Source organism: Erwinia sp. L03-1, from assembly GCF_058686115.1.
This window is the reverse complement of sequence record NZ_CM178762.1, coordinates 2,115,868-2,135,298: the sequence shown is the minus strand read 5'-3', so window position 1 is coordinate 2,135,298 and position 19,431 is coordinate 2,115,868. Positions and strand designations below refer to the sequence as shown.

16 protein-coding genes, 2 tRNA genes and 3 pseudogenes are annotated in these 19,431 nt (G+C 51.4%); 11 read left to right on the top strand and 10 right to left on the bottom strand.

What is annotated here, in order from left to right; all coding sequences use genetic code 11:
- Nucleotides 1-197 precede the first annotated feature (197 nt).
- On the bottom strand, nt 198-845 hold the full coding sequence (locus tag AC4PCC_RS09945; protein WP_492127263.1) for a YchE family NAAT transporter: 648 nt from the start codon (nt 843-845) through the stop codon (nt 198-200).
- A 517-nt stretch (nt 846-1,362) separates the two neighbouring features.
- On the opposite strand from AC4PCC_RS09945, the gene adhE reads away from it, so the two are divergent.
- Entirely contained in the window at nt 1,363-4,053 is a 2,691-nt protein-coding gene (gene adhE, locus AC4PCC_RS09940; RefSeq protein ID WP_492127262.1) for a bifunctional acetaldehyde-CoA/alcohol dehydrogenase, read from the top strand.
- A gap of 131 nt (nt 4,054-4,184) precedes the next feature.
- Here the strand turns inward: adhE and tdk are convergent, their stop codons facing one another.
- Complete coding sequence (tdk, locus tag AC4PCC_RS09935; protein ID WP_067701410.1) at nt 4,185-4,811, bottom strand: thymidine kinase; 627 nt, start codon at nt 4,809-4,811, stop codon at nt 4,185-4,187.
- A gap of 524 nt (nt 4,812-5,335) precedes the next feature.
- Between tdk and hns the strand changes: the two genes are divergently transcribed.
- Nucleotides 5,336-5,740 carry a histone-like nucleoid-structuring protein H-NS gene (gene hns, locus AC4PCC_RS09930; RefSeq protein ID WP_492127261.1) on the top strand — a complete coding sequence of 135 codons (405 nt, stop codon included), beginning with the start codon at nt 5,336-5,338 and terminating at the stop codon, nt 5,738-5,740.
- A 138-nt stretch (nt 5,741-5,878) separates the two neighbouring features.
- Here hns and AC4PCC_RS09925 read toward each other — a convergent pair whose 3' ends face one another.
- From AC4PCC_RS09925 to rssA, 5 genes are all read right to left on the bottom strand, one after another.
- Nucleotides 5,879-6,883 carry an NAD-dependent epimerase gene (locus AC4PCC_RS09925; RefSeq protein ID WP_492127260.1) on the bottom strand — a complete coding sequence of 335 codons (1,005 nt, stop codon included), beginning with the start codon at nt 6,881-6,883 and terminating at the stop codon, nt 5,879-5,881.
- A 14-nt stretch (nt 6,884-6,897) separates the two neighbouring features.
- Entirely contained in the window at nt 6,898-8,238 is a 1,341-nt protein-coding gene (locus AC4PCC_RS09920) for a UDP-glucose dehydrogenase family protein (protein ID WP_492127259.1), read from the bottom strand.
- A gap of 26 nt (nt 8,239-8,264) precedes the next feature.
- Nucleotides 8,265-9,173: a UTP--glucose-1-phosphate uridylyltransferase GalU gene (galU, locus tag AC4PCC_RS09915; protein WP_416248600.1), complete on the bottom strand. Its 909-nt coding sequence runs from the start codon at nt 9,171-9,173 to the stop codon at nt 8,265-8,267.
- Nucleotides 9,174-9,368: 195 nt separating this feature from the next.
- The gene (gene rssB / locus AC4PCC_RS09910) at nt 9,369-10,382 is read right to left on the bottom strand and encodes a two-component system response regulator RssB (RefSeq protein WP_492127258.1); all 1,014 of its coding nucleotides are present in this window, start codon (nt 10,380-10,382) and stop codon (nt 9,369-9,371) included.
- An 83-nt stretch (nt 10,383-10,465) separates the two neighbouring features.
- Complete coding sequence (gene rssA / locus AC4PCC_RS09905; RefSeq protein WP_492127257.1) at nt 10,466-11,383, bottom strand: patatin-like phospholipase RssA; 918 nt, start codon at nt 11,381-11,383, stop codon at nt 10,466-10,468.
- Nucleotides 11,384-11,490: 107 nt separating this feature from the next.
- Here rssA and AC4PCC_RS09900 point away from each other — a divergent pair, with 107 nt between their 5' ends.
- From AC4PCC_RS09900 to AC4PCC_RS09885, 4 genes are all read left to right on the top strand, one after another.
- Nucleotides 11,491-11,949, top strand: coding sequence for a YchJ family protein (locus AC4PCC_RS09900; RefSeq protein WP_492127256.1), 459 nt, complete (start codon nt 11,491-11,493; stop codon nt 11,947-11,949).
- A 46-nt stretch (nt 11,950-11,995) separates the two neighbouring features.
- Complete coding sequence (purU, locus tag AC4PCC_RS09895; protein WP_067701387.1) at nt 11,996-12,844, top strand: formyltetrahydrofolate deformylase; 849 nt, start codon at nt 11,996-11,998, stop codon at nt 12,842-12,844.
- Nucleotides 12,845-13,006: 162 nt separating this feature from the next.
- Nucleotides 13,007-13,091 (top strand) — tRNA-Tyr (locus AC4PCC_RS09890).
- A gap of 97 nt (nt 13,092-13,188) precedes the next feature.
- Nucleotides 13,189-13,273: transfer RNA gene (locus tag AC4PCC_RS09885), tRNA-Tyr, on the top strand.
- Between the two features lie 123 nt (nt 13,274-13,396).
- On the opposite strand, the pseudogene AC4PCC_RS09880 reads toward AC4PCC_RS09885, so the two are convergent.
- Nucleotides 13,397-13,930, bottom strand: a pseudogene (locus AC4PCC_RS09880) (DUF4158 domain-containing protein); the annotation flags it as partial.
- Nucleotides 13,931-14,151: 221 nt separating this feature from the next.
- Here AC4PCC_RS09880 and AC4PCC_RS09875 point away from each other — a divergent pair.
- From AC4PCC_RS09875 to xthA, 5 genes and pseudogenes are all read left to right on the top strand, one after another.
- Nucleotides 14,152-14,722 (top strand): annotated as a pseudogene (locus tag AC4PCC_RS09875) (recombinase family protein).
- 36 nt (nt 14,723-14,758) lie between these two features.
- The gene (locus AC4PCC_RS09870; RefSeq protein WP_492127619.1) at nt 14,759-15,061 is read left to right on the top strand and encodes a hypothetical protein; all 303 of its coding nucleotides are present in this window, start codon (nt 14,759-14,761) and stop codon (nt 15,059-15,061) included.
- Nucleotides 15,062-15,300: 239 nt separating this feature from the next.
- A pseudogene (locus AC4PCC_RS09865) lies at nt 15,301-15,779 on the top strand (Hcp family type VI secretion system effector).
- Nucleotides 15,780-15,865: 86 nt separating this feature from the next.
- Entirely contained in the window at nt 15,866-16,108 is a 243-nt protein-coding gene (locus tag AC4PCC_RS09860) for an arylsulfatase regulator (RefSeq protein WP_492127255.1), read from the top strand.
- A 149-nt stretch (nt 16,109-16,257) separates the two neighbouring features.
- The gene (gene xthA / locus AC4PCC_RS09855) at nt 16,258-17,067 is read left to right on the top strand and encodes an exodeoxyribonuclease III (RefSeq protein WP_492127254.1); all 810 of its coding nucleotides are present in this window, start codon (nt 16,258-16,260) and stop codon (nt 17,065-17,067) included.
- Between the two features lie 36 nt (nt 17,068-17,103).
- Here the strand turns inward: xthA and AC4PCC_RS09850 are convergent, their stop codons facing one another.
- Nucleotides 17,104-17,472 (bottom strand): DUF1496 domain-containing protein, encoded by a 369-nt coding sequence (locus AC4PCC_RS09850; protein WP_492127253.1) that lies wholly within the window; start codon nt 17,470-17,472, stop codon nt 17,104-17,106.
- Nucleotides 17,472-19,391 (bottom strand): DNA topoisomerase III, encoded by a 1,920-nt coding sequence (locus AC4PCC_RS09845; RefSeq protein ID WP_067701377.1) that lies wholly within the window; start codon nt 19,389-19,391, stop codon nt 17,472-17,474. Before AC4PCC_RS09845 ends, AC4PCC_RS09850 begins: the two co-directional genes overlap by 1 nt.
- Between the last annotated feature and the right edge of the window lie 40 nt (nt 19,392-19,431).

The window sequence follows — 19,431 nt, the reverse complement described above, 5'->3', positions numbered from 1 at the left end:
CAGGTTAGCTTCTGATAAGAATGCAATTTTCAGTAATTACATTAATAATGGAGCGCGGATATTAAGCAGCAGGAATAAATGCACCATAAAGGGGCGATAAACGCGCGCAATGCATTATTTTGGTGCGGAAGGAGCCCTGCGATGGAAAATAAGCGCAGATTATGCGCTTTATATCAGGCTCTTCAGGCAGGAGCCGTTTAGTGCGCCAGACCGGGAAAGAGCACTTTGATACCGGTAACAATAAATTCGATCCCCAGCGCCATAAGCAGCAGTCCCATTATGCGGGTAATGACGTTGATGCCGGTCTGTCCCAATACCCTGACCATGAGCGGTGCCGCACGAAACAGCAGCCAGCAGCAAAACGCAAACAGCGCAATGGCGAGGCTAAAGCCCAGCAGATTTTGCCAGTTGTGATACCGCGTGCTCCAGACGATGGTGGAACTGATCGCGCCCGGTCCGGCCATTAACGGCAGCGCCAGCGGCACTACGCCGATACTCTCCCTGATTTCCGTCTCTGATTTTTCCTGTTTATTTTGCTTATCTTCACCCAGCTTACCGCTGATCATCGACATCGCGATGGTCACCACGAGGATGCCGCCCGCGATACGAAAGGAGTCGATTGATATGCCGAACAGTTGCAGAATGGCATCGCCCAGAAACAGGGAAGTCAGGAGAATGATCGCCACCGAGAGGTTGGCTGTCATATTGGTTTTATTGCGCGCGGCGGGAACCTGATAGCGGGTCATACTGATAAAGACAGGGATGATCCCAACCGGATTAACCAGGGCGAATAAACCCACAAAAAATTTAATATAGCCTGAGAAATCTAAAATTACCGGGTTCACACTGTACTCCTGAAAGGGCCTGTTCAACGTGCGGTAATTTAATGCAAAAGCAATGCGCATACCATCCCGCCGGGGCAAAATTTCCGCCTGTATTTTCCCCAAAAAACCAGGATAAAAACCTAAAGTTACATAATTACTCCCGATTACTCTCTGCCATTCGGCGTTTGCCGCTCGACATCTGCCGCCAGGCGCCAATTATGTGAGCTGAAAGGTATCAGCCGAGATTATCGGTGATCCAGATCAAATCTGGTGTACCTCATTATGAGTAAGCTTTGTTTTATCAGAGCAGGTCTAAACGGACCTCCCTCTGAATGAGAGGCCTGATCTGCCAGACAAAACAGGCGATTCAGTTCGATGATGACATCAGGAGGGAGACTCTTTCAGTAAACACAGACGTTTTTTTTGTAAAACCTTTGGGCCTGTCACATAAATAAAACAATAAGTTAACGCCTGATTACTACAATTAAAGGTTCTGATTCGTTTACTAATAGAGTTTAACTTTCATCAGGAGAGCATTATGGCCGTTACTAATGTTGCTGAACTTAACGCACTGGTTGAGCGTGTTAAAAAAGCACAGCGTGAGTATGCTAATTTCACCCAGGAGCAGGTAGATAAAATTTTCCGCGCAGCCGCGCTGGCCGCAGCAGACGCGCGCATCCCCCTGGCTAAGATGGCCGTTGCTGAGTCGGGTATGGGGATTGTCGAAGACAAGGTGATCAAAAACCATTTCGCTTCCGAATATATTTACAACGCTTACAAAGATGAAAAAACCTGCGGCATTCTCGAGACCGATGAGACCTTCGGTACCATCACCATTGCTGAACCCACCGGGCTGATCTGCGGGATCGTGCCAACCACTAACCCTACCTCTACCGCTATCTTTAAGGCACTGATTAGCCTTAAAACCCGAAACGGTATTATTTTCTCACCCCATCCACGTGCTAAAGATGCTACCAATAAAGCAGCGGATATTGTGCTACAGGCTGCCATTGCCGCCGGCGCACCTAAAGATATTATCGGCTGGATCGATGTCCCCTCCGTCGAACTTTCCAATCAGCTAATGCACCATCCGGACATTAATCTGATCCTCGCCACCGGCGGACCCGGCATGGTTAAGGCTGCCTACAGTTCAGGGAAACCGGCCATCGGCGTTGGCGCAGGTAATACCCCGGTTGTTATTGATGAAACGGCGGACGTCAAACGTGCCGTAGCGTCAATTCTGATGTCAAAAACCTTTGATAACGGCGTTATCTGTGCGTCAGAGCAGTCCGTTATCGTGGTTGATGCTATTTATGATGCGGTCCGTGAGCGCTTCGCCAGCCACGGTGGCTACATGCTTCAGGGCCAGGAGCTGAAGGCCGTTCAGGACATCATTTTGAAAAATGGCGGCCTGAATGCCGCTATCGTCGGGCAGCCTGCGGTAAAAATTGCCGAGATGGCCGGGATTAGCGTACCGGGTAACACCAAAATTCTCATTGGCGAAGTGGAAAGGGTTGATGAGTCAGAACCTTTCGCACATGAAAAGCTCTCCCCTACTCTTGCGATGTACCGGGCAAAAGATTTTGAAGATGCCGTGGTTAAGGCTGAAAAACTGGTTGCGATGGGCGGTATCGGGCACACCTCATGCCTCTATACCGATCAGGATAACGAGCGTGAACGCGTCAATTTCTTCGGCGACAAGATGAAAACGGCACGTATCCTGATTAATACTCCGGCGTCACAGGGGGGCATTGGCGACCTGTATAACTTCAAGCTGGCCCCTTCGCTGACGCTGGGCTGTGGCTCATGGGGGGGGAACTCCATTTCTGAAAACGTCGGACCTAAGCATCTGATCAACAAGAAAACCGTGGCCAAGCGAGCAGAAAACATGTTGTGGCATAAACTTCCCAAATCTATCTATTTCCGCCGCGGGTCCCTGCCTATTGCCATGGAAGAAGTGGCGACGGATGGAGCCAAACGCGCCTTTATTGTGACCGACCGTTATCTGTTCAACAACGGCTATGCCGATCAGATCATTACCGTACTGAAATCTCACGGTATTGAAACGGAAGTGTTCTTTGAGGTCGAAGCGGATCCGACGCTGAGCGTGGTACGTAAAGGCGCAGAACAGATGCACTCCTTTAAGCCCGACGTGATTATTGCGCTTGGCGGCGGATCGCCAATGGATGCGGCCAAAATCATGTGGGTGATGTACGAACATCCTGAAACGCACTTTGAAGAGCTGGCACTGCGCTTTATGGATATTCGTAAACGCATCTACAAGTTCCCTAAGATGGGCGTGAAGGCAAAAATGATTGCCATTACCACCACCTCCGGTACCGGTTCTGAAGTCACACCTTTCGCCGTGGTGACTGATGATGCGACCGGTCAGAAATATCCGCTGGCAGATTATGCGCTGACGCCGGATATGGCCATCGTAGACGCCAACCTGGTGATGAACATGCCGAAATCCCTGTGCGCCTTTGGCGGCCTGGATGCGGTGGTACATTCTCTGGAAGCCTACGTTTCCGTGCTGGCAAATGAATACTCTGACGGCCAGGCGCTACAGGCATTAAAACTGCTTCAGGAGAACCTGCCTGCCAGCTACAGTGAAGGGGCCAGGAATCCTGTGGCCCGTGAGCGCGTGCATAATGCGGCGACCATCGCGGGTATCGCTTTCGCTAACGCCTTCCTCGGCGTCTGCCACTCTATGGCGCATAAGCTGGGTTCAGAGTTTCATATTCCACACGGTCTGGCGAACGCCCTGCTTATCGCTAACGTTATTCGCTATAACGCCAACGATAACCCAACCAAACAGGCTGCATTCAGTCAGTATGACCGCCCGCAGGCCCGCCGCCGCTATGCTGAGGTTGCTGACCACCTGCGACTGACAGCGCCTGGCGATCGCACCGCACAGAAGATTGAGAAGCTGCTTAGCTGGCTGGAAGAGATGAAGAGTCAGCTTGGCATTCCGAAATCTATTCGTGAAGCTGGCGTACAGGAAGCAGACTTCCTGGCGAAAGTTGACCAGCTGGCGGATGATGCCTTCGACGACCAGTGTACCGGTGCCAACCCACGTTATCCGCTGATTGCCGAACTGAAACAGATCATGCTGGATAGTTTCTACGGCCGCGAATTTACCGAACCCTTTAGCAACATGGCAGAGGCCATTGTTTCACAGTCGGTTGAAATAAATACGCCTGTGAGAAAAAGCAAAAAAGTAAAATAGTAAAACAGTAAAATTTGTGTAAAAAAAAACCCGCCAGTGGCGGGTTTCTTCCAGTAATGTTCAATAAAACTAATAGACGACAGAAATAAGAAGCAGGCTATTTATATGCCTGCCTACCAGAATAGCCCGGATCAGCTACTTCCCTTATTGCCGGTTTTACCGTGAATAGCCTGTAGACAACCCTGTTCAATTGCCGCGTTATAATGCTTACGACAGACGGAAACATAGCGCTCATTTCCACCAATGACGACCTGTTCTCCCTCTTTAAAGGGTGCCCCATTTTGGTCCAGCCTTAATACCATTCCAGCTTTACGCCCGCAGTGGCAAACGGTTTTTAATTCAACCAGCTTATCTGACCAGGCAAGTAAGTAGTGGCTGCCGGTAAATAACTCTCCCCGGAAATCTGTACGTAAGCCATAGCACAGTACAGGTATATCAAGATTATCCACTACCCTGGAAAGCGCCTTAACCTGATCGCGGGTCAGGAACTGACATTCATCTACCAGCACGCAGTTAACGGGTTCAATACTCTGCTCAGCGTTAATTTCATCAAACAATGCAGTCTCGTTATTATACAATTTTGCAGGAGATGAAAGTCCAATTCTGGAACTGACCTTACCCACCCCGAAACGGTTATCTATTTCGGCGGTATAGACCAGCGTGCGCATACCGCGCTCCTGGTAGTTGTAAGATGACTGCAACAGGGCAGTTGATTTACCTGCATTCATAGCAGAATAGTAAAAATATAGCTGAGCCATTTTGCTCGACTCCGGAAACAGGGTTCGTGTTAGGCCGTAAAGTGTATCACAAGCCCTCCGGGCGGCGTACCGCTACCCAGTAGCCGGGGTTAATAATCCACATAAGATGTTTGTGTCTCTGCGACAGGCGGTCAGGCCGGTACTTTACGCTGCGCTAAACATGTCCTCCTTAACAATTTCCCGGCAATAGCTTAGTAATAAATGGGATGCATGCTGTGATTATCCACTGACTTTTCTAAAAGTTAGCCGGAATACCCCCACTGAAAAAGTGATCTCATATGCTGTCACAAATAGGCAATTTACAGGCTGTGTATCTACTAAATGGCGGCTGTCAGCGTGGTGGGTTGCAGGGTGATATTGCCTTTCCATTTACTTTCTCACTGCATTATTAAGAGCAGGAAATGCAGGAATGACTTGTTATTCTGAATTCCTTACAAAATTATCTATTGCAGTTCGGATTAACGCCCTCTATTATTATCAGGCAAAACAGCCCCCCACTTTTTTATAATTTTGAGATTTAGACAATGAGCGAAGCACTTAAAATTCTGAACAACATTCGTAGCCTGCGTGCGCAAGCCAGAGAATGTACGCTGGAAACTCTGGAAGAGATGCTGGAAAAGTTAGAAGTTGTTGTTACCGAGCGCCGCGAAGAAGAGAGCCATGCTCAGGCAGAGAATGAAGAACGCAGCCGCAAACTGCAGCAATACCGTGAAATGCTGATTGCAGACGGTATTGATCCTAACGAATTACTGTCAACGCTGGCTGCTGTTAAAGCACCGGGTAAAACGAAGCGCGCTGCGCGCCCGGCTAAATATAAATATATTGATGAGAATGGCGAATCCAAAACCTGGACCGGCCAGGGCCGTACGCCCGCTGTAATCAAGAAAGCCCTTGATGACGGCAAATCTCTCGATGATTTCCTGCTGTAAATTGAAGTCTGACGGCATTTAAACGTGTCTACGTTACAGGCCACATTTGAATGGTGTCAAGGTTCTACCCTCTGTGGTGTTTCTGATAGCCACAAAAAAAGGAAGCCATAAGCTTCCTTTTTTATTTACCGCCTGCTGTTAAACCTTATAAAACTCACGATACCAGCTAACAAACCGCGCGACGCCGGACTCCACCCCCGTCTGAGGCTTGAAATCAATCGCATCGAAGAGTGCTGCGGTATCCGCACTGGTTTCTAATACGTCGCCGGGCTGCATAGGCATCATATTTTTGTCAGCTTTGATATCCAGTGCTTTTTCTAACGCCTCAATATAGGCCATTAGCGTAACCGGCTGGCTGTTCCCGATGTTATAAACACGGTAAGGCGCTGAGCTACTCGCAGGATTGCCCTCTTCTACCGTCCAGTCCCGATCGGGCTGCGGGATAACGTCCTGCAGGCGAAATATGGCTTCAGCAATATCATCGATATAGGTGAAATCACGTCGCATCTGACCGTTGTTATAGACGTCAATCTTCTCACCGGCGAGCATGGCACGCGTAAATTTAAACAGTGCCATATCCGGACGCCCCCACGGCCCATAGACGGTAAAAAATCTCAGGCCGGTTGTTGGGATGCCATACAGGTGGGAGTAGGAGTGGGACATAAGCTCATTAGCTTTCTTCGTCGCCGCATACAGCGAAACGGGATGGTCCACGCTGTCATCCGTTGAGAATGGCAGCTTGCGGTTAAGACCATATACCGAGCTTGAAGAGGCGTACAGCAGATGCCCCACCTGATGATGACGACATCCCTCAAGGATATTCAGATGCCCTATCAGATTAGCGTCAGCATAAGCCAGAGGATTCTCGAGCGAATAACGTACACCAGCCTGTGCTCCCAGATGGATAACGCGGTCAAATCCTTCATTACGGAACAGCTGGGCAATGCCCTCGCGGTCAGCAAGATCGCATTTGATAAAGGTAAAGTGAGAGGATTGAATTAACGCCAGGCGGGCCAGCTTGAGGTTTACATCATAATAGTCATTCAGGTTGTCGATACCGACAACCTGGTGACCGGCAGCGAGCAGGCGTTGTGCGACGTGATACCCTATAAAGCCTGCTGCGCCGGTAACCAGATATTTCATACTGCCCTCGTTAATTATGCAATTTGTATTGAAGCACCGCGGCCGATTGCATAATAAACAAACCCGCGCTTGCTGACTCTTTCAGGATCATACAGGTTACGACCATCAAAAATCACCGCTTCTTTCAGGGCATTTTTGATAACATCGAAATCTGGCGCGCGGAAGCTCTGCCATTCGGTACAGATAACCAGACCGTCAGCACCCTGCAGGGCCGCTTCTTTGGTTCCCATCAGCTTAAGGTCGCTGCGGTGGCCATAAATACGCTGCGCTTCGTCCATCGCTTCCGGGTCAAACGCCTGCACGGATGCACCCGCCTGCCAGAGAGATTCCATCAGCACGCGGCTGGAAGCCTCACGCATATCGTCGGTGTTAGGCTTAAAGGACAGACCCCAAAGCGCGAAGGTTTTACCCTCCAGATTCTCACCGAAGTGACGCTTGATGAAGGCTGGCAGCTTGGTTTTCTGCGAGTCATTCACGTCTTCAACCGCCTGTAGCAGGCGCGGCTTATAACCAATCTGTTCTGCGGTTCTGATCAGGGCCTGTACGTCTTTCGGGAAGCACGAACCGCCATAACCGCAGCCTGGGTAAATAAACGAGTAGCCAATACGGGAATCTGAACCAATGCCCTGACGAACTTTCTCTACGTCTGCACCCAAACGCTCTGCCAGGTTGGAAATTTCATTCATAAAGCTGATTTTGGTGGCCAGCATGCAGTTAGCCGCATACTTGGTCAGCTCAGCGCTACGGATATCCATCAGGATCATGCGATCATGGTTACGGTTGAACGGCTCATAAAGCTCGCGCAGCAGATCCACCACCTCATCATTATCCGTACCCACCACGATACGCTCAGGACGCATGCAGTCGTTTACCGCTGCACCTTCCTTCAGAAATTCCGGGTTAGATACCACGTCAAACGCGAACTCAGCACCACGGGTTTTCAGCGTTTCTTCCATTACTGCACGCACTCTGTCAGCGGTACCCACGGGCACTGTTGACTTATCAATCACCACTTTGTGGCCATTCATATGCTGCGCGATGGTGCGCGCCACGGCAGTAACGTATTTCAGATCGGCAGAGCCGTCTTCATCCGGTGGTGTACCCACGGCAATAAACTGCATAACGCCGTGGTTAACGCCCTCTTCCGCGTTAGTGGTGAACTTAAGGCGCCCTGCCTCATAGTTCTGCATAACCAGCGGCGTCAGGCCTGGCTCAAAGATTGGAATGATCCCTTTCTTCAGATTTTCGACTTTATTTTCGTCGACATCGATGCAAAGAACGTCATGTCCGACTTCGGCCAGAACCGCAGCCTGAACCAGACCAACATAGCCGATACCAAATACGGTGACTTTCATTGAATTGTCCCGGTTAGAAATTAAACTTATTTTTTATTACCAACAGTGCTTTCAAGCCACTCTTTAAAGTCGCTGCCCAGCGTATTATGACGTACGCCGTATTCTACGAAAGCCTGCATATAGCCCAGTTTGTTACCACAGTCATGGCTAATGCCTTTCAGGTGATAGGCTTCAACCGTCTCTTTATCCATCAGCATGGCAATGGAGTCGGTAAGCTGAATTTCGTCACCCGCACCCGGAGGGGTTTTAGCCAGCAGAGGCCAGATATCCGCAGACAGCACATAACGACCCACAACGGCCAGGTTAGAGGGTGCTTTATCCGCTTTTGGTTTCTCAACGACGCCAACCATAGGCGCACTTTCACCCGCGTTAAGCTCTGCACCCTGGCAGTCAACAACGCCGTAGGCGGTTACGTCTGCCACTGGCTCAACCATGATCTGGCTGTGACCCGTTTCGTCAAAGCGACGCATCATATCGGCCAGGTTATCCTTCGCCAGATCGGATTCGTATTCGTCAATGATCACGTCCGGCAGAATAACGGCCACAGGCTCATTACCGACAACCGGATAGGCGCACATGACCGCATGGCCCAGACCCTTCGCCAGACCCTGACGCACCTGCATAATGGTGACGTGTGGAGGGCAGATAGACTGGATCTCTTCCAGCAGCTGGCGCTTAACGCGTTTTTCCAGCATGGCTTCCAGCTCAAAGCTGGTATCAAAATGGTTTTCAATCGAGTTTTTAGAGGAGTGCGTGACCAGCACAATCTCTGTGATTCCAGCTGCGATGCACTCATTAACGACATACTGAATTAACGGCTTATCAACCAGCGGCAACATCTCTTTAGGAATTGCTTTGGTTGCTGGCAGCATACGCGTACCCAAACCTGCAACAGGGATTACCGCTTTTTTTACTTTAGACTTATAGGCAGACATCAAAGTACCTCTCTTTAGGCCGTTCAAGTTATTACTTGATATGTCGAGTTTAAAAACGAGATGAGTATACCAGTTGTATACGGGTGGATTTATCCTGGTTAAACCATTTCAGCGCAAATTAAGATTATTACCCAAGTGTAAAGCCAATTTTTGGTCCTGCTAATCCGGCACAGCGCAAAATAATGCCTTAAACGGTTATTCCGTCGTCAACATCAGGCGCAGTCTGCCGCCCGCGCCCCATACCTGGCACTGCCATGTGTCACACCGCTGGCTTATTTGGTTAAGATGCGTACTGCCCAGCGTGCCAAGGGGAATACCATTACTCAGCTGAATTTGATGGGTATTAACGTTGAGCGTGGCGTTTAAACCCGCGGAAACTAAAACCAGATTTTTTAAACCCTGATGATAGTAACCAACGAGTAAAGGAAATTGCCCCTTCAGATTGGCCTGCCGAAGCAGCAGATTAACCTGTTTTAGCAGGCCGTTTAATTCAGGCAGACGCGGAGCCTGGCCCGATAATTGATCCTGGAGTAGCCCGTTGAATAACGCCCGCAGCAGAAGCGCAGCTAACACGCCGTTATCCCCGGCGCGCGTGACGTCAAGACAGTAGAAAGCCAAATCTTTTTCCGACAGGGCTGCCACATCCAGGACCAGACCCGGCTGCTCGGCCATCGTTAGCTGGCGGTAATTAATACGGCAGTTGGCGATAACCTGCTGTACCGGCGGCTGTAGCTGCTTGAGCAGTTTGGCAGCGGCCTGTGGGTCGCGTACCAGCGCATCCCAGTCCTGAAACAGCTGTTCGTCCTCTTCAACTTTCGATGTAAACATAGAGGGATAGAGACATTCGTAAACCGCCTCCCGCAGGCGGTCCAGGTCTTTGAGCGGCTTCAGCAGCACGTCCTGCACGCCAAGACGTAGTACGCGTGCAATATCCGCCATGTTTTCGGTCGCGGAGATAACCAGAATAGGCACTGCACTGCCCTTACTGCGCAGATGTTCTACCAGTTTAAGCCCGTTCATTCTGGGCATGGCAAGATCGCAGATAATCAGGTCGGGGTTGAGCTGGTTCATTTTTTCCAGCGCCTGCAGGCCATCATCTGCCAGTATGTTTGTCGCGCCAAGCGCAGTAAGAAAATTGTCCAACAGAGAGCGGAAAACGACCTCGTCTTCAACAATCAGAATCTGTTTTCCCGTTAATGGTTTGTCCATTATCCCCCCTCACACAGCAGATAACTCAATAGCGGCTCATAATCAACATCCGTGCCCGTCAGAATTACCTTTCGTATTCTCATTCAAACATCCGGCAGCGCATTCTGGTGGGCCAGGGGAAGGAGTTCATCCATGTTCTTCTCAACGGCCAGCCTGCCGGCTTCAATTGCCTCTTCCGCGCGGTGGAAATCCAGCGTGGAGATTTGCGGGCAAAAGGGTTGTATCAGTATATCCGGTGGATCGCCAGCCATGCGGTTCCGCTTAAGGCGATTTTCCAGCACCTGGATTGAAGTGGTCATTATTTCCATTGCGCCTGGGCTTTGGTTAACCTTGCGCTGCACCTTTTTCGCCAGACTTTGTCGCAGCCTCCCTCCCCAGCTATGGACCGACTGGCTGGCCTCTTCTTCATTTCTGGGCGTAACGGACAGCAGATCCTGCTGCATCAGATGCGCATCATGCTGCAGGTCAACGGCGATGACGATATCCGCCCCCAGCGCACGGGTCAGAGAGATGGGCACCGGGTTGACGACCGCGCCATCCACCAGCCAGTAACCATTCCAGCTAACGGGTGCAAGCAGACCTGGCATACTGCAGGAGGCTCGAACGGCCTGGTGCAGATCGCCTTCAGTAAGCCATAGCTCACGGCCGGTGCTAAGATTCGTTGCGACCGCGCCAAAAGGCAGGGCGCACTGTTCGATTTTGTCGTGATGAACCAGCCGCCTGACGTGATTGAAAACGCGTTCGCCTCTGAGCAACCCACCTCGACGCCATGAGAAATCCATCAGACGGATAACATCCCAGTAGCTGAACGACCGCACCCAGGTCTCCATCAGCGGCAGCCGATGGCTGGCATAAGCCGCACCCACCAGCGCGCCGACGGAACAGCCCGCAACGACATCGATTTTTATACCTGCCCGTTCCAGCGCATGTATAACGCCTATATGAGCCCATCCTTTGGCAGCGCCTGAACCTAGCGCCAGTCCGATTTTAACCTTTCTCATCCCACCTCTGGCGTTGACTTGAGTTACAAATAGCATCATCCCTGCTGCTCGGTTACCATGGTGCCCTGGTTTTAAATCAGCATCTTAATTTTTTTATCGGAGTCAATGTGTCAGATCCTTGCCCCTGCTGTAGCGGATTGGAGTATAGCCTATGTTGCCACCCCTATCTAAACGATATGGCACTAGCCCCAACGCCTGAAACGCTGATGCGTTCGCGCTATACCGCTTATGCGATGCAAAACGCAGATTATTTGATCGCGACCTGGCACCCTTCCTGCGGCGCACAGGGCTTTCGCCCGGCGCTTGAAGCGAGCTTTGCCACTACCCGGTGGTTAAGTTTACATATTATTGAAGCAAAAAAACCACGGGATTCTTCTGAAGGGTTTGTTACATTTTTTGCCAGATTCTCTGAAAATCAGCGTCATAGCTTTATAAGTGAACGTTCGCGCTTTCTTCGTGAGGAACAACGCTGGTACTATATCGACGGAACATTCCCTGAAATGGGACGAAATGACCGCTGCCCCTGCGGCTCAGGTAAAAAATTTAAGAAATGCTGCGGCCAGTAGCGTTCGCCATTAACACAAGAATTGCTTCGACAGGACCCCCATCGCAATGCACCCGCAAACACTGCAACGAAAAGTTTTAAGAACAATCTGCCCGGATGCCAAAGGGCTGATCGCAAAAATCACCAATATTTGCTACAAGCACGAGCTGAACATTGTGCAGAACAATGAGTTCGTCGATCACCGTACCGGGCGTTTCTTTATGCGTACCGAGCTGGAAGGCATTTTCAATGACGCAACGCTGCTGGCCGATTTAGACAGCGCGCTGCCAGAGGGTTCGATACGTGAGCTGAATTCAGCCGGACGTCGCCGCATCGTTATCCTGGTGACCAGGGAAGCGCACTGCCTGGGCGATCTGCTGATGAAAAGCGCATACGGTGGACTGGATGTTGAGATCGCAGCCGTCATTGGCAACCATGAAACCCTGCGCACGCTGGTCGAGCGCTTTGATATACCGTTTATTTTCCAGAGCCACGAAGGCCTGACCCGCGACCAGCACGATAACAATATGGCTGCGGAAATTGATCGTTTTCAGCCCGATTACGTGGTGCTGGCAAAATATATGCGCGTACTGACGCCAGCCTTTGTTCAGCGCTACCCCAATCGAATCATCAATATCCACCACTCGTTTCTGCCTGCTTTTATCGGTGCCCGCCCTTATCACCAGGCTTATGAACGCGGCGTGAAAATTATTGGCGCTACGGCGCACTACGTGAATGACAATCTTGATGAGGGTCCTATCATTATCCAGGAAGTGATCCACGTAGATCATAATTATACGGCCGAGGATATGATGCGTGCCGGCCGCGACGTTGAAAAAAATGCGTTGAGTCGCGCACTTTATCAGGTGCTTGCCCAGCGCGTTTTCGTTTATGGCAACCGCACGATTATCCTGTAATGCCCCGGTCTGTCATGGCATAAAAGGCTTTTTTGACTGACAATGCAGCAGTCAGGGCAAAAAAGCGGCAAACGATTGATATTCGGGGTGCGCGGGGTTTACACCCGTATTTCATCTGATATGATGCGCCCCGCTTGAGTGAACAGAGCGAGCAAGGCCAGTGGTGGGGTTCCCGAGCGGCCAAAGGGAGCAGACTGTAAATCTGCCGTCATCGACTTCGAAGGTTCGAATCCTTCCCCCACCACCATTCGCACCAGCCGTATTGTTAGCGCTTTTCAGGCCGTCCCGTCACCGCAAGGTAAAGGATGAGAAACTCAGATTTGATATTGTAATACGCTTCCCCTGGTGGGGTTCCCGAGCGGCCAAAGGGAGCAGACTGTAAATCTGCCGTCATCGACTTCGAAGGTTCGAATCCTTCCCCCACCACCATTACGACCTCCCCCAGCTTAATCCAGATTTGCATCTTCACCCATACCTATGCCGCACCTTACCCCTCTCTACAGTTGCCCCTACACCTTAATAGCGGTTGCTGATAGCGATGCAGGTGGAGCCATGTAGGGGTTTTTGCTGGGAAATATTCAGTATCGATGAAATGTCGCAGGCTTTACGGTGCATCGGCGCCAGTATGGCCCGTTTTTCCCGTTCATGGACCATCTGGCGCCAGCCAAAGTCACGCGCATCCTGCCTGAGGACCGCGAGTCGGGAAAGGGTATCGTCGCGTTCAATCAGTTTGTCCAGACCGGCAATAGTTGCATCATCAAGCTGTTCCGTCAAAATACGTCCCAGCCGTTGCCTTTCATCAGAAAGAACCTTCCTTACCAGCTCCTGGAGAGTGGTGTAACCGGGCCGGATAATTTTATGCGCGTTGAGCCAGATAATCAGCTCGGTGGCGACAAAACCGGGAGTTACATCGCGGTGAACAATGTGGGCAGCCTGTTGCTCAAGTTGTGAAGACAGCGAAGATGCCCACGGCCGGTAACCATATAGTGCGCAGATTTTTTCCCGCTGCGCATAGCGTTCATGCTTAGTAGGAGATTGGTTCGGAAGTGACCCACCATGAAAATAACGGCTCAGGATAACCATACAGCGCTTCCTGCTCAGCACTGTTTAAAACCGCCAGTCGTTAACTTTTGCCTGTTGCTGTATCACGAGTTGTCATCCTGACCTCGATTAATCGTGTCCGTAAGAGGATCGTTCAACGGACAGTAAAATAAATTTTGGTGTTTCAGATAAAATCACTGATGACGTTGTCTCATATAACTGGTAAGGCATCAATCTCTTTCATGGCCCCTTAAACGTACATATTTATGACAGAAATACGGATCGGCTATGCACGATGTTCGACCGACAAGCAAGATTTGACTGCTCAGCAGGAAGCGCTGGTGAAACTCGGTGTCTCCCTGGACAGAATTTACATCGATAAAGGGTTGACCGGTTCAAATCGCCTGCGGCCTGGACCAGGCGCTGGCCGCCGTTCGTAGTGGCGACACACTGGTTGTTCCCAAGCTTGACCGTCTGGCCCGTTCAGTACCAGACGCAAGAGAAATTGCTGATGCCCTTCAGGCCCGTGGCGTGAAGCTGGCTCTGGGCTGCAGTATCTACGATCCTGCGGACCCGATGGGGAAGATGTTCTTTAATGTGCTGGCTACCTTTGCAGAGTTTGAAGGTGACCTGATACGGCTGCGTACCCGCGAAGGTATGGCCATCGCACGAGCAAAAGGGAAACTGCGAGGGAAACAACCAAAATTGTCTGATAAGCAGCAAAAAGAGCTTTGCAGGATGCACGGAAGCGGCGGGTACTCAATCAGCGATTTGGCTGAATTATTTTCCGTTTCGCGTCCGACTGTTTACCGGACGCTTTCCCGTGGGAAAAAATGAACAATTGGACTTACTGAAAATTAGCAAGGAGCGGCTATGTACAACAACGATGAAGTCATCAATTACCTTCAGGCCAATAAAATCCTCGCATTAAAACTAGATCATGCCGTTTCAGCTGTCGGTCAACAGGTCACAAATCAAGTTGAAACATTAGGAAAGGGCGCTAGTGCCCATCGTCTACACGTCCAATACCCAGCCTATTACTCTGCGCTTTACATGCAACAACTGGAAATGATGTATTTCCTGATTGAACCGGTATTCGAGCGTGCGGGCGCACTTGAAGCACAATGGTCGTCTGATTCCGGTATAGCAAACATCATCACCCGGATGATCCGATAACCATGATTCAATCACTAAAGAAATTTATACTGTGGCAACTCAGGTTTTTATCATCGCTGTACGGGCCTGTGATTCTCACAATTATTTTCGCACTGCTTCAGGGGTATTTTTTCCCTGATAGCCCTGTCTGGCCTATAGGCGTATTCGCCATAGTTATGATTGTTATTTTTACGCGTTACTTTAAATGTTGACAGCGTGAACATCACAGTTATTTAAATTATCACTGATAAGGAAATTATATGTCTACTCCCGCTCATTTATGGCTTGAAGATGAAAACGGATCGCCGATTGTTGGCAGTTGTTTAATGCCCCTGCGTTTGGGTTCCATCGAATTAAAATCATTTTCTCATGGTGTAACCATTCCAGTAGATCCCAGCAGGGGCAAACTTACCGGAACGCGCGTTCATAGCCCGATCACGATAGTGAAAGAATTTGACCAAACGACACCTATTCTGTATCGCGCCGTGTGTGAAGGCCGCACACTGAAAAAAGCAACGATCAAGATGTACCGAATACTGGAATCGGGCATTGAGTCTGATATTTCAATATCATCCTGGAAAACATCAAAAACACGACGGTTTCCCCTTACCTTGCCCCTAATGGCATGAGCAGCACCCATCTTGAAACACTCGAATTGCGTTATGAGGCGATTACCTGGAAGTATACGGAAGGAAATATTATCTATCGTGATTCATGGAACGATCGTTGTTGTGCCTGATAACGAAGGAAATCAGAGGAGGTAGATACCTCCTCTGACACTACTGAGGAGAGAATAGGGTCGATTTAACCGCAGAACAGCGACAGTTGGCGAAGATAGTTCATGATTATGCCTACCGGTTTCCCCTGACAGAAAATGGCGATGCTCAGTTATTGCAAGGCTGTTATGACTATATGGATGCCTTTAAACGGGTGATGGACAGCGCTTCAAAAGTCCAGATGGACTACATTTGCCTGCAATACCCTGGATATTTTCGCTTCGCAAAATGGATGGAAAGGCTGGCTCAAGGAATTGCGGATGGCGTCATTGAGGTGCCGAAAGATCACTAAAAACCACGGGTCGGAAATTTCGGCGGTTCCGGCGTAGAACCCCATGTAGATAAGCCGATGACCGGGCGCAGGCTGAGCATGACGGATGACATATACCGCCAGACTCTGCTACCATCCGGGCTTATTCCTTCGTAAAGACAGCCTCCGCCATGAAATTTGTTTCTTTTAATATCAATGGGCTGCGCGCCCGTCCTCACCAGCTGGCCGCCATTATTGAGCAGCATCAGCCTGACGTCATCGGCCTGCAGGAAACCAAGGTTCACGACGATATGTTTCCGCTTGATGAGGTCGCCAGCCACGGCTACCACGTCTTTTATCATGGGCAAAAAGGTCACTACGGCGTCGCCCTGCTGACAAAAGCCGAGCCTCTCACCGTCAGACGGGGTTTTCCAGGAGATGAAGAAGACGCCCAGCGCCGCCTGATCATGGCCGAGATCCCCAGTCCCGCAGGAAATATTTTGGTGATTAACGGCTATTTCCCGCAGGGGGAGAGTCGTGACCACCCCACCAAATTCCCGGCGAAGGAAAAATTCTATCGCGATCTGCAGAACTTCCTCGAGACGGAGCAAAAGCCCGGGAATCAGGTGCTGATCATGGGTGATATGAATATCAGTTCCGCCGATACCGATATTGGTATCGGGGAGGACAGCCGTAAGCGCTGGCTGCGGACCGGCAAGTGTTCTTTTCTGCCTGAAGAGCGGGAATGGATGGACAGGCTGATGGGCTGGGGCCTGGTAGATACCTGGCGGGCGCAGAACGCTGAGGTCAGCGATCGCTTCTCGTGGTTCGATTACCGCTCAAAAGGCTTTGACGATAATCGCGGCCTGCGTATCGATTTGCTGCTGGCCAGCAGGCCACTGGCCGAACGCTGCGTCGCAACCGGTATTGACTATGACATTCGCAGAATGGAAAAACCCTCCGACCATGCGCCAGTCTGGGCGCAGTTTAGTTTTGAATAATCCGTTAATCTGACCGGGCGAATGCCCGGTTAATCGTTAATTCTGATGTAGCGTTTGCCAGGTCAGGTTGTTAGTGCCGACCGAGCGTTCGTCGCGGCGGCACTGCAAAAGTACCCCTTCCATTTTCACCACCGATCCTTCGGTATAGCTGCGATTCTCCCAGGTACAGCAGCGCAGACACGGCGGCTGATTGCTGTTTTGCCCCTGCATCCACGCCTCTGGCGGCATATCCACCACCACGCCGGTATTGTTTCTGCCTGCTGGCACATAGCCGCCGCCTGACCCGTATCCACTGCTCACATCACTGCCCTGCCCGCCGCCAACGTGCAGGCTCTGACTGGTTGCCGCTGCCTGACCGCTTAACAGCAGCGCAGCAAACAGCATCACTACGGCATTTTTTCTCATTACTCAGTTTCCTTCGCTTTGGACGCCCTGCGACGCGCCGGTTTTTTACGATTTTCTGCCGCAGGAAGGCCACGGAATGCATGCGCGGCGGGCTGCTGCCGGGCCTGCGAGATCAGATTATGCAGCGTCTCTACCAGCGGCATCATAAAATCCTGATAGCGGCACTGCTTTTCACTGATTTTAGTCAGCGTGGACTCCCACTGGGCAGTCATATCCGGTCTGGCTGCCATCTCTGGCAGCGAGTGGATCAGCGCTCGCCCGGCGGGACTGGCATGAATATAGCGCCCTTTTTTAAACAAAAAAGCCCGTTTGAAGAGCAACTCAATAATCCCGGCGCGCGTAGCTTCTGTCCCTAAACCATCGGTCGCACGCAGCACTTTCTTTAGATCTTTATCCTGGACGAAGCGCGCAATACCGGTCATCGCTGAGAGCAGCGTGGCATCGGTAAAGGGTCTGGGCGGCTGTGTCTGCTTCGCCACCACTTCTCCGCGCTCGCAGAGGAGCTCATCCCCTTTTGCCACCACCGGTAGCGGCGTGCCGTCATTTTCCTCATCCCGCTCTTTACTGCCGAGCAGCGCACGCCAGCCCGCTTCGGCCAAAAATCGGGCCTTCGCCATAAATTTCCCGCCGTTGATATCAAGTTCGATCACGCATTTGCGGTAGACGGCATCGGGGCAAAACTGCATCAGATACTGGGTGGCGATCAGCCGGTAGATACTGCTTTCATTTTCACTCAGGCGCAGGGTGCCACCGCGTGCCGTCGGGATAATTGCATGGTGCGCATCCACTTTTTTATCGTCCCAGCAGCGGTTCTTGCGGTCACTGTCAAAATCGGCAGGCGTTTGCAGATCGGGCTGGTGCACACCTATCGCATTGAGAACGGCATGACGCCCGGCGAAGTGCTCATCCGGCAGGTAACGGCTGTCCGAACGAGGGTAGGTGATCAGCTTGTGGGTTTCGTAGAGCTTCTGGCAGGTATCCAGCACGGTCTGCGCGCTAAGGCCGAAGCGCTTCGCCGCTTCAATTTGCAGCGTGGAAAGGGAAAAAGGCAGCGGCGCCGTGTCGTTTTCCCGCCTGTCGTTATAGCTGGTGACGTGGGCAGGCTGACCGCCAATACGCGCCACCACATGGTCTGCCAGCGGGCGATGCAGCAAACGCCCCTCCTCATCCTGCCAGGATTCGCAGGCATCGCTGGGCTGCCATAGCGCGACAAATCGCTCATCAGCGGGCGTGACGATATGCGCCTTAACTTCGTAAAAATCTTTTGGCACGAAGCCTTCTATATCTTCATCCCGCCGCACCACCAGCCCCAGTACCGGCGTTTGTACCCGACCTACGGACAGCAGGCCGTCGTAGCCAGCGTTGCGCCCCAGCAGCGTGTAGGCACGGGTCATATTGATGCCGTAAAGCCAGTCGGCCCGCGCCCGCGCCAGCGCAGAGACGCACAGCGGGATAAATTCGCGATTTTCACGCAGCCGCCCCACCGCCCGCTCAACCGCCTGGGGGTTGAGATCGTTAATCAGGCAGCGCTGCACCTTTTCGCGCTTACCTGCCGGCAGCGCCAGATAATCCAGCACCTCGTCCACCAGCAGCTGCCCTTCCCTGTCCGGGTCCCCGGCGTGGATCACTTCTGTCGCCTGTTCCAGCAGCGTCTTGATCACATTGAGCTGTTTTGCTACCGAAGGCCGCGGCTGTAGCTGCCATTTTTCCGGGACAATCGGCAGATCGGCCAGCGACCAGCGCGCATAGCGGCTGTTATAGCTGTCTGGCTGCGCCTGTTCCAGCAGGTGCCCGACGCACCACGTCACCATATTATCCGGCCCGCAGGCAATGTAGCCCTCGCCCCGGCGGTGCGGCTTTGGTAACACATCCGCTATCGCGCGGGCAAGGCTGGGTTTTTCGGCAATAAACAAACGCATGCGAAATGACATCCTGCTTAACTTACAATTTCTGTTACTG

Coding starts and splice junctions, on each gene's coding strand:
- xthA (WP_492127254.1), top strand. CDS start 16,258: ATGAAATTTGTTTCTTTTAATATCAATGGGCTGCGCGCCCGTCCTCAC.
- purU (WP_067701387.1), top strand. CDS start 11,996: ATGCACCCGCAAACACTGCAACGAAAAGTTTTAAGAACAATCTGCCCG.
- adhE (WP_492127262.1), top strand. CDS start 1,363: ATGGCCGTTACTAATGTTGCTGAACTTAACGCACTGGTTGAGCGTGTT.
- AC4PCC_RS09870 (WP_492127619.1), top strand. CDS start 14,759: ATGTACAACAACGATGAAGTCATCAATTACCTTCAGGCCAATAAAATC.
- AC4PCC_RS09845 (WP_067701377.1), bottom strand. CDS start 19,391: ATGCGTTTGTTTATTGCCGAAAAACCCAGCCTTGCCCGCGCGATAGCG.
- AC4PCC_RS09920 (WP_492127259.1), bottom strand. CDS start 8,238: ATGAAAGTCACCGTATTTGGTATCGGCTATGTTGGTCTGGTTCAGGCT.
- rssB (WP_492127258.1), bottom strand. CDS start 10,382: ATGGACAAACCATTAACGGGAAAACAGATTCTGATTGTTGAAGACGAG.
- hns (WP_492127261.1), top strand. CDS start 5,336: ATGAGCGAAGCACTTAAAATTCTGAACAACATTCGTAGCCTGCGTGCG.
- galU (WP_416248600.1), bottom strand. CDS start 9,173: ATGTCTGCCTATAAGTCTAAAGTAAAAAAAGCGGTAATCCCTGTTGCA.
- AC4PCC_RS09850 (WP_492127253.1), bottom strand. CDS start 17,472: ATGAGAAAAAATGCCGTAGTGATGCTGTTTGCTGCGCTGCTGTTAAGC.
- AC4PCC_RS09925 (WP_492127260.1), bottom strand. CDS start 6,883: ATGAAATATCTGGTTACCGGCGCAGCAGGCTTTATAGGGTATCACGTC.
- rssA (WP_492127257.1), bottom strand. CDS start 11,383: ATGAGAAAGGTTAAAATCGGACTGGCGCTAGGTTCAGGCGCTGCCAAA.
- tdk (WP_067701410.1), bottom strand. CDS start 4,811: ATGGCTCAGCTATATTTTTACTATTCTGCTATGAATGCAGGTAAATCA.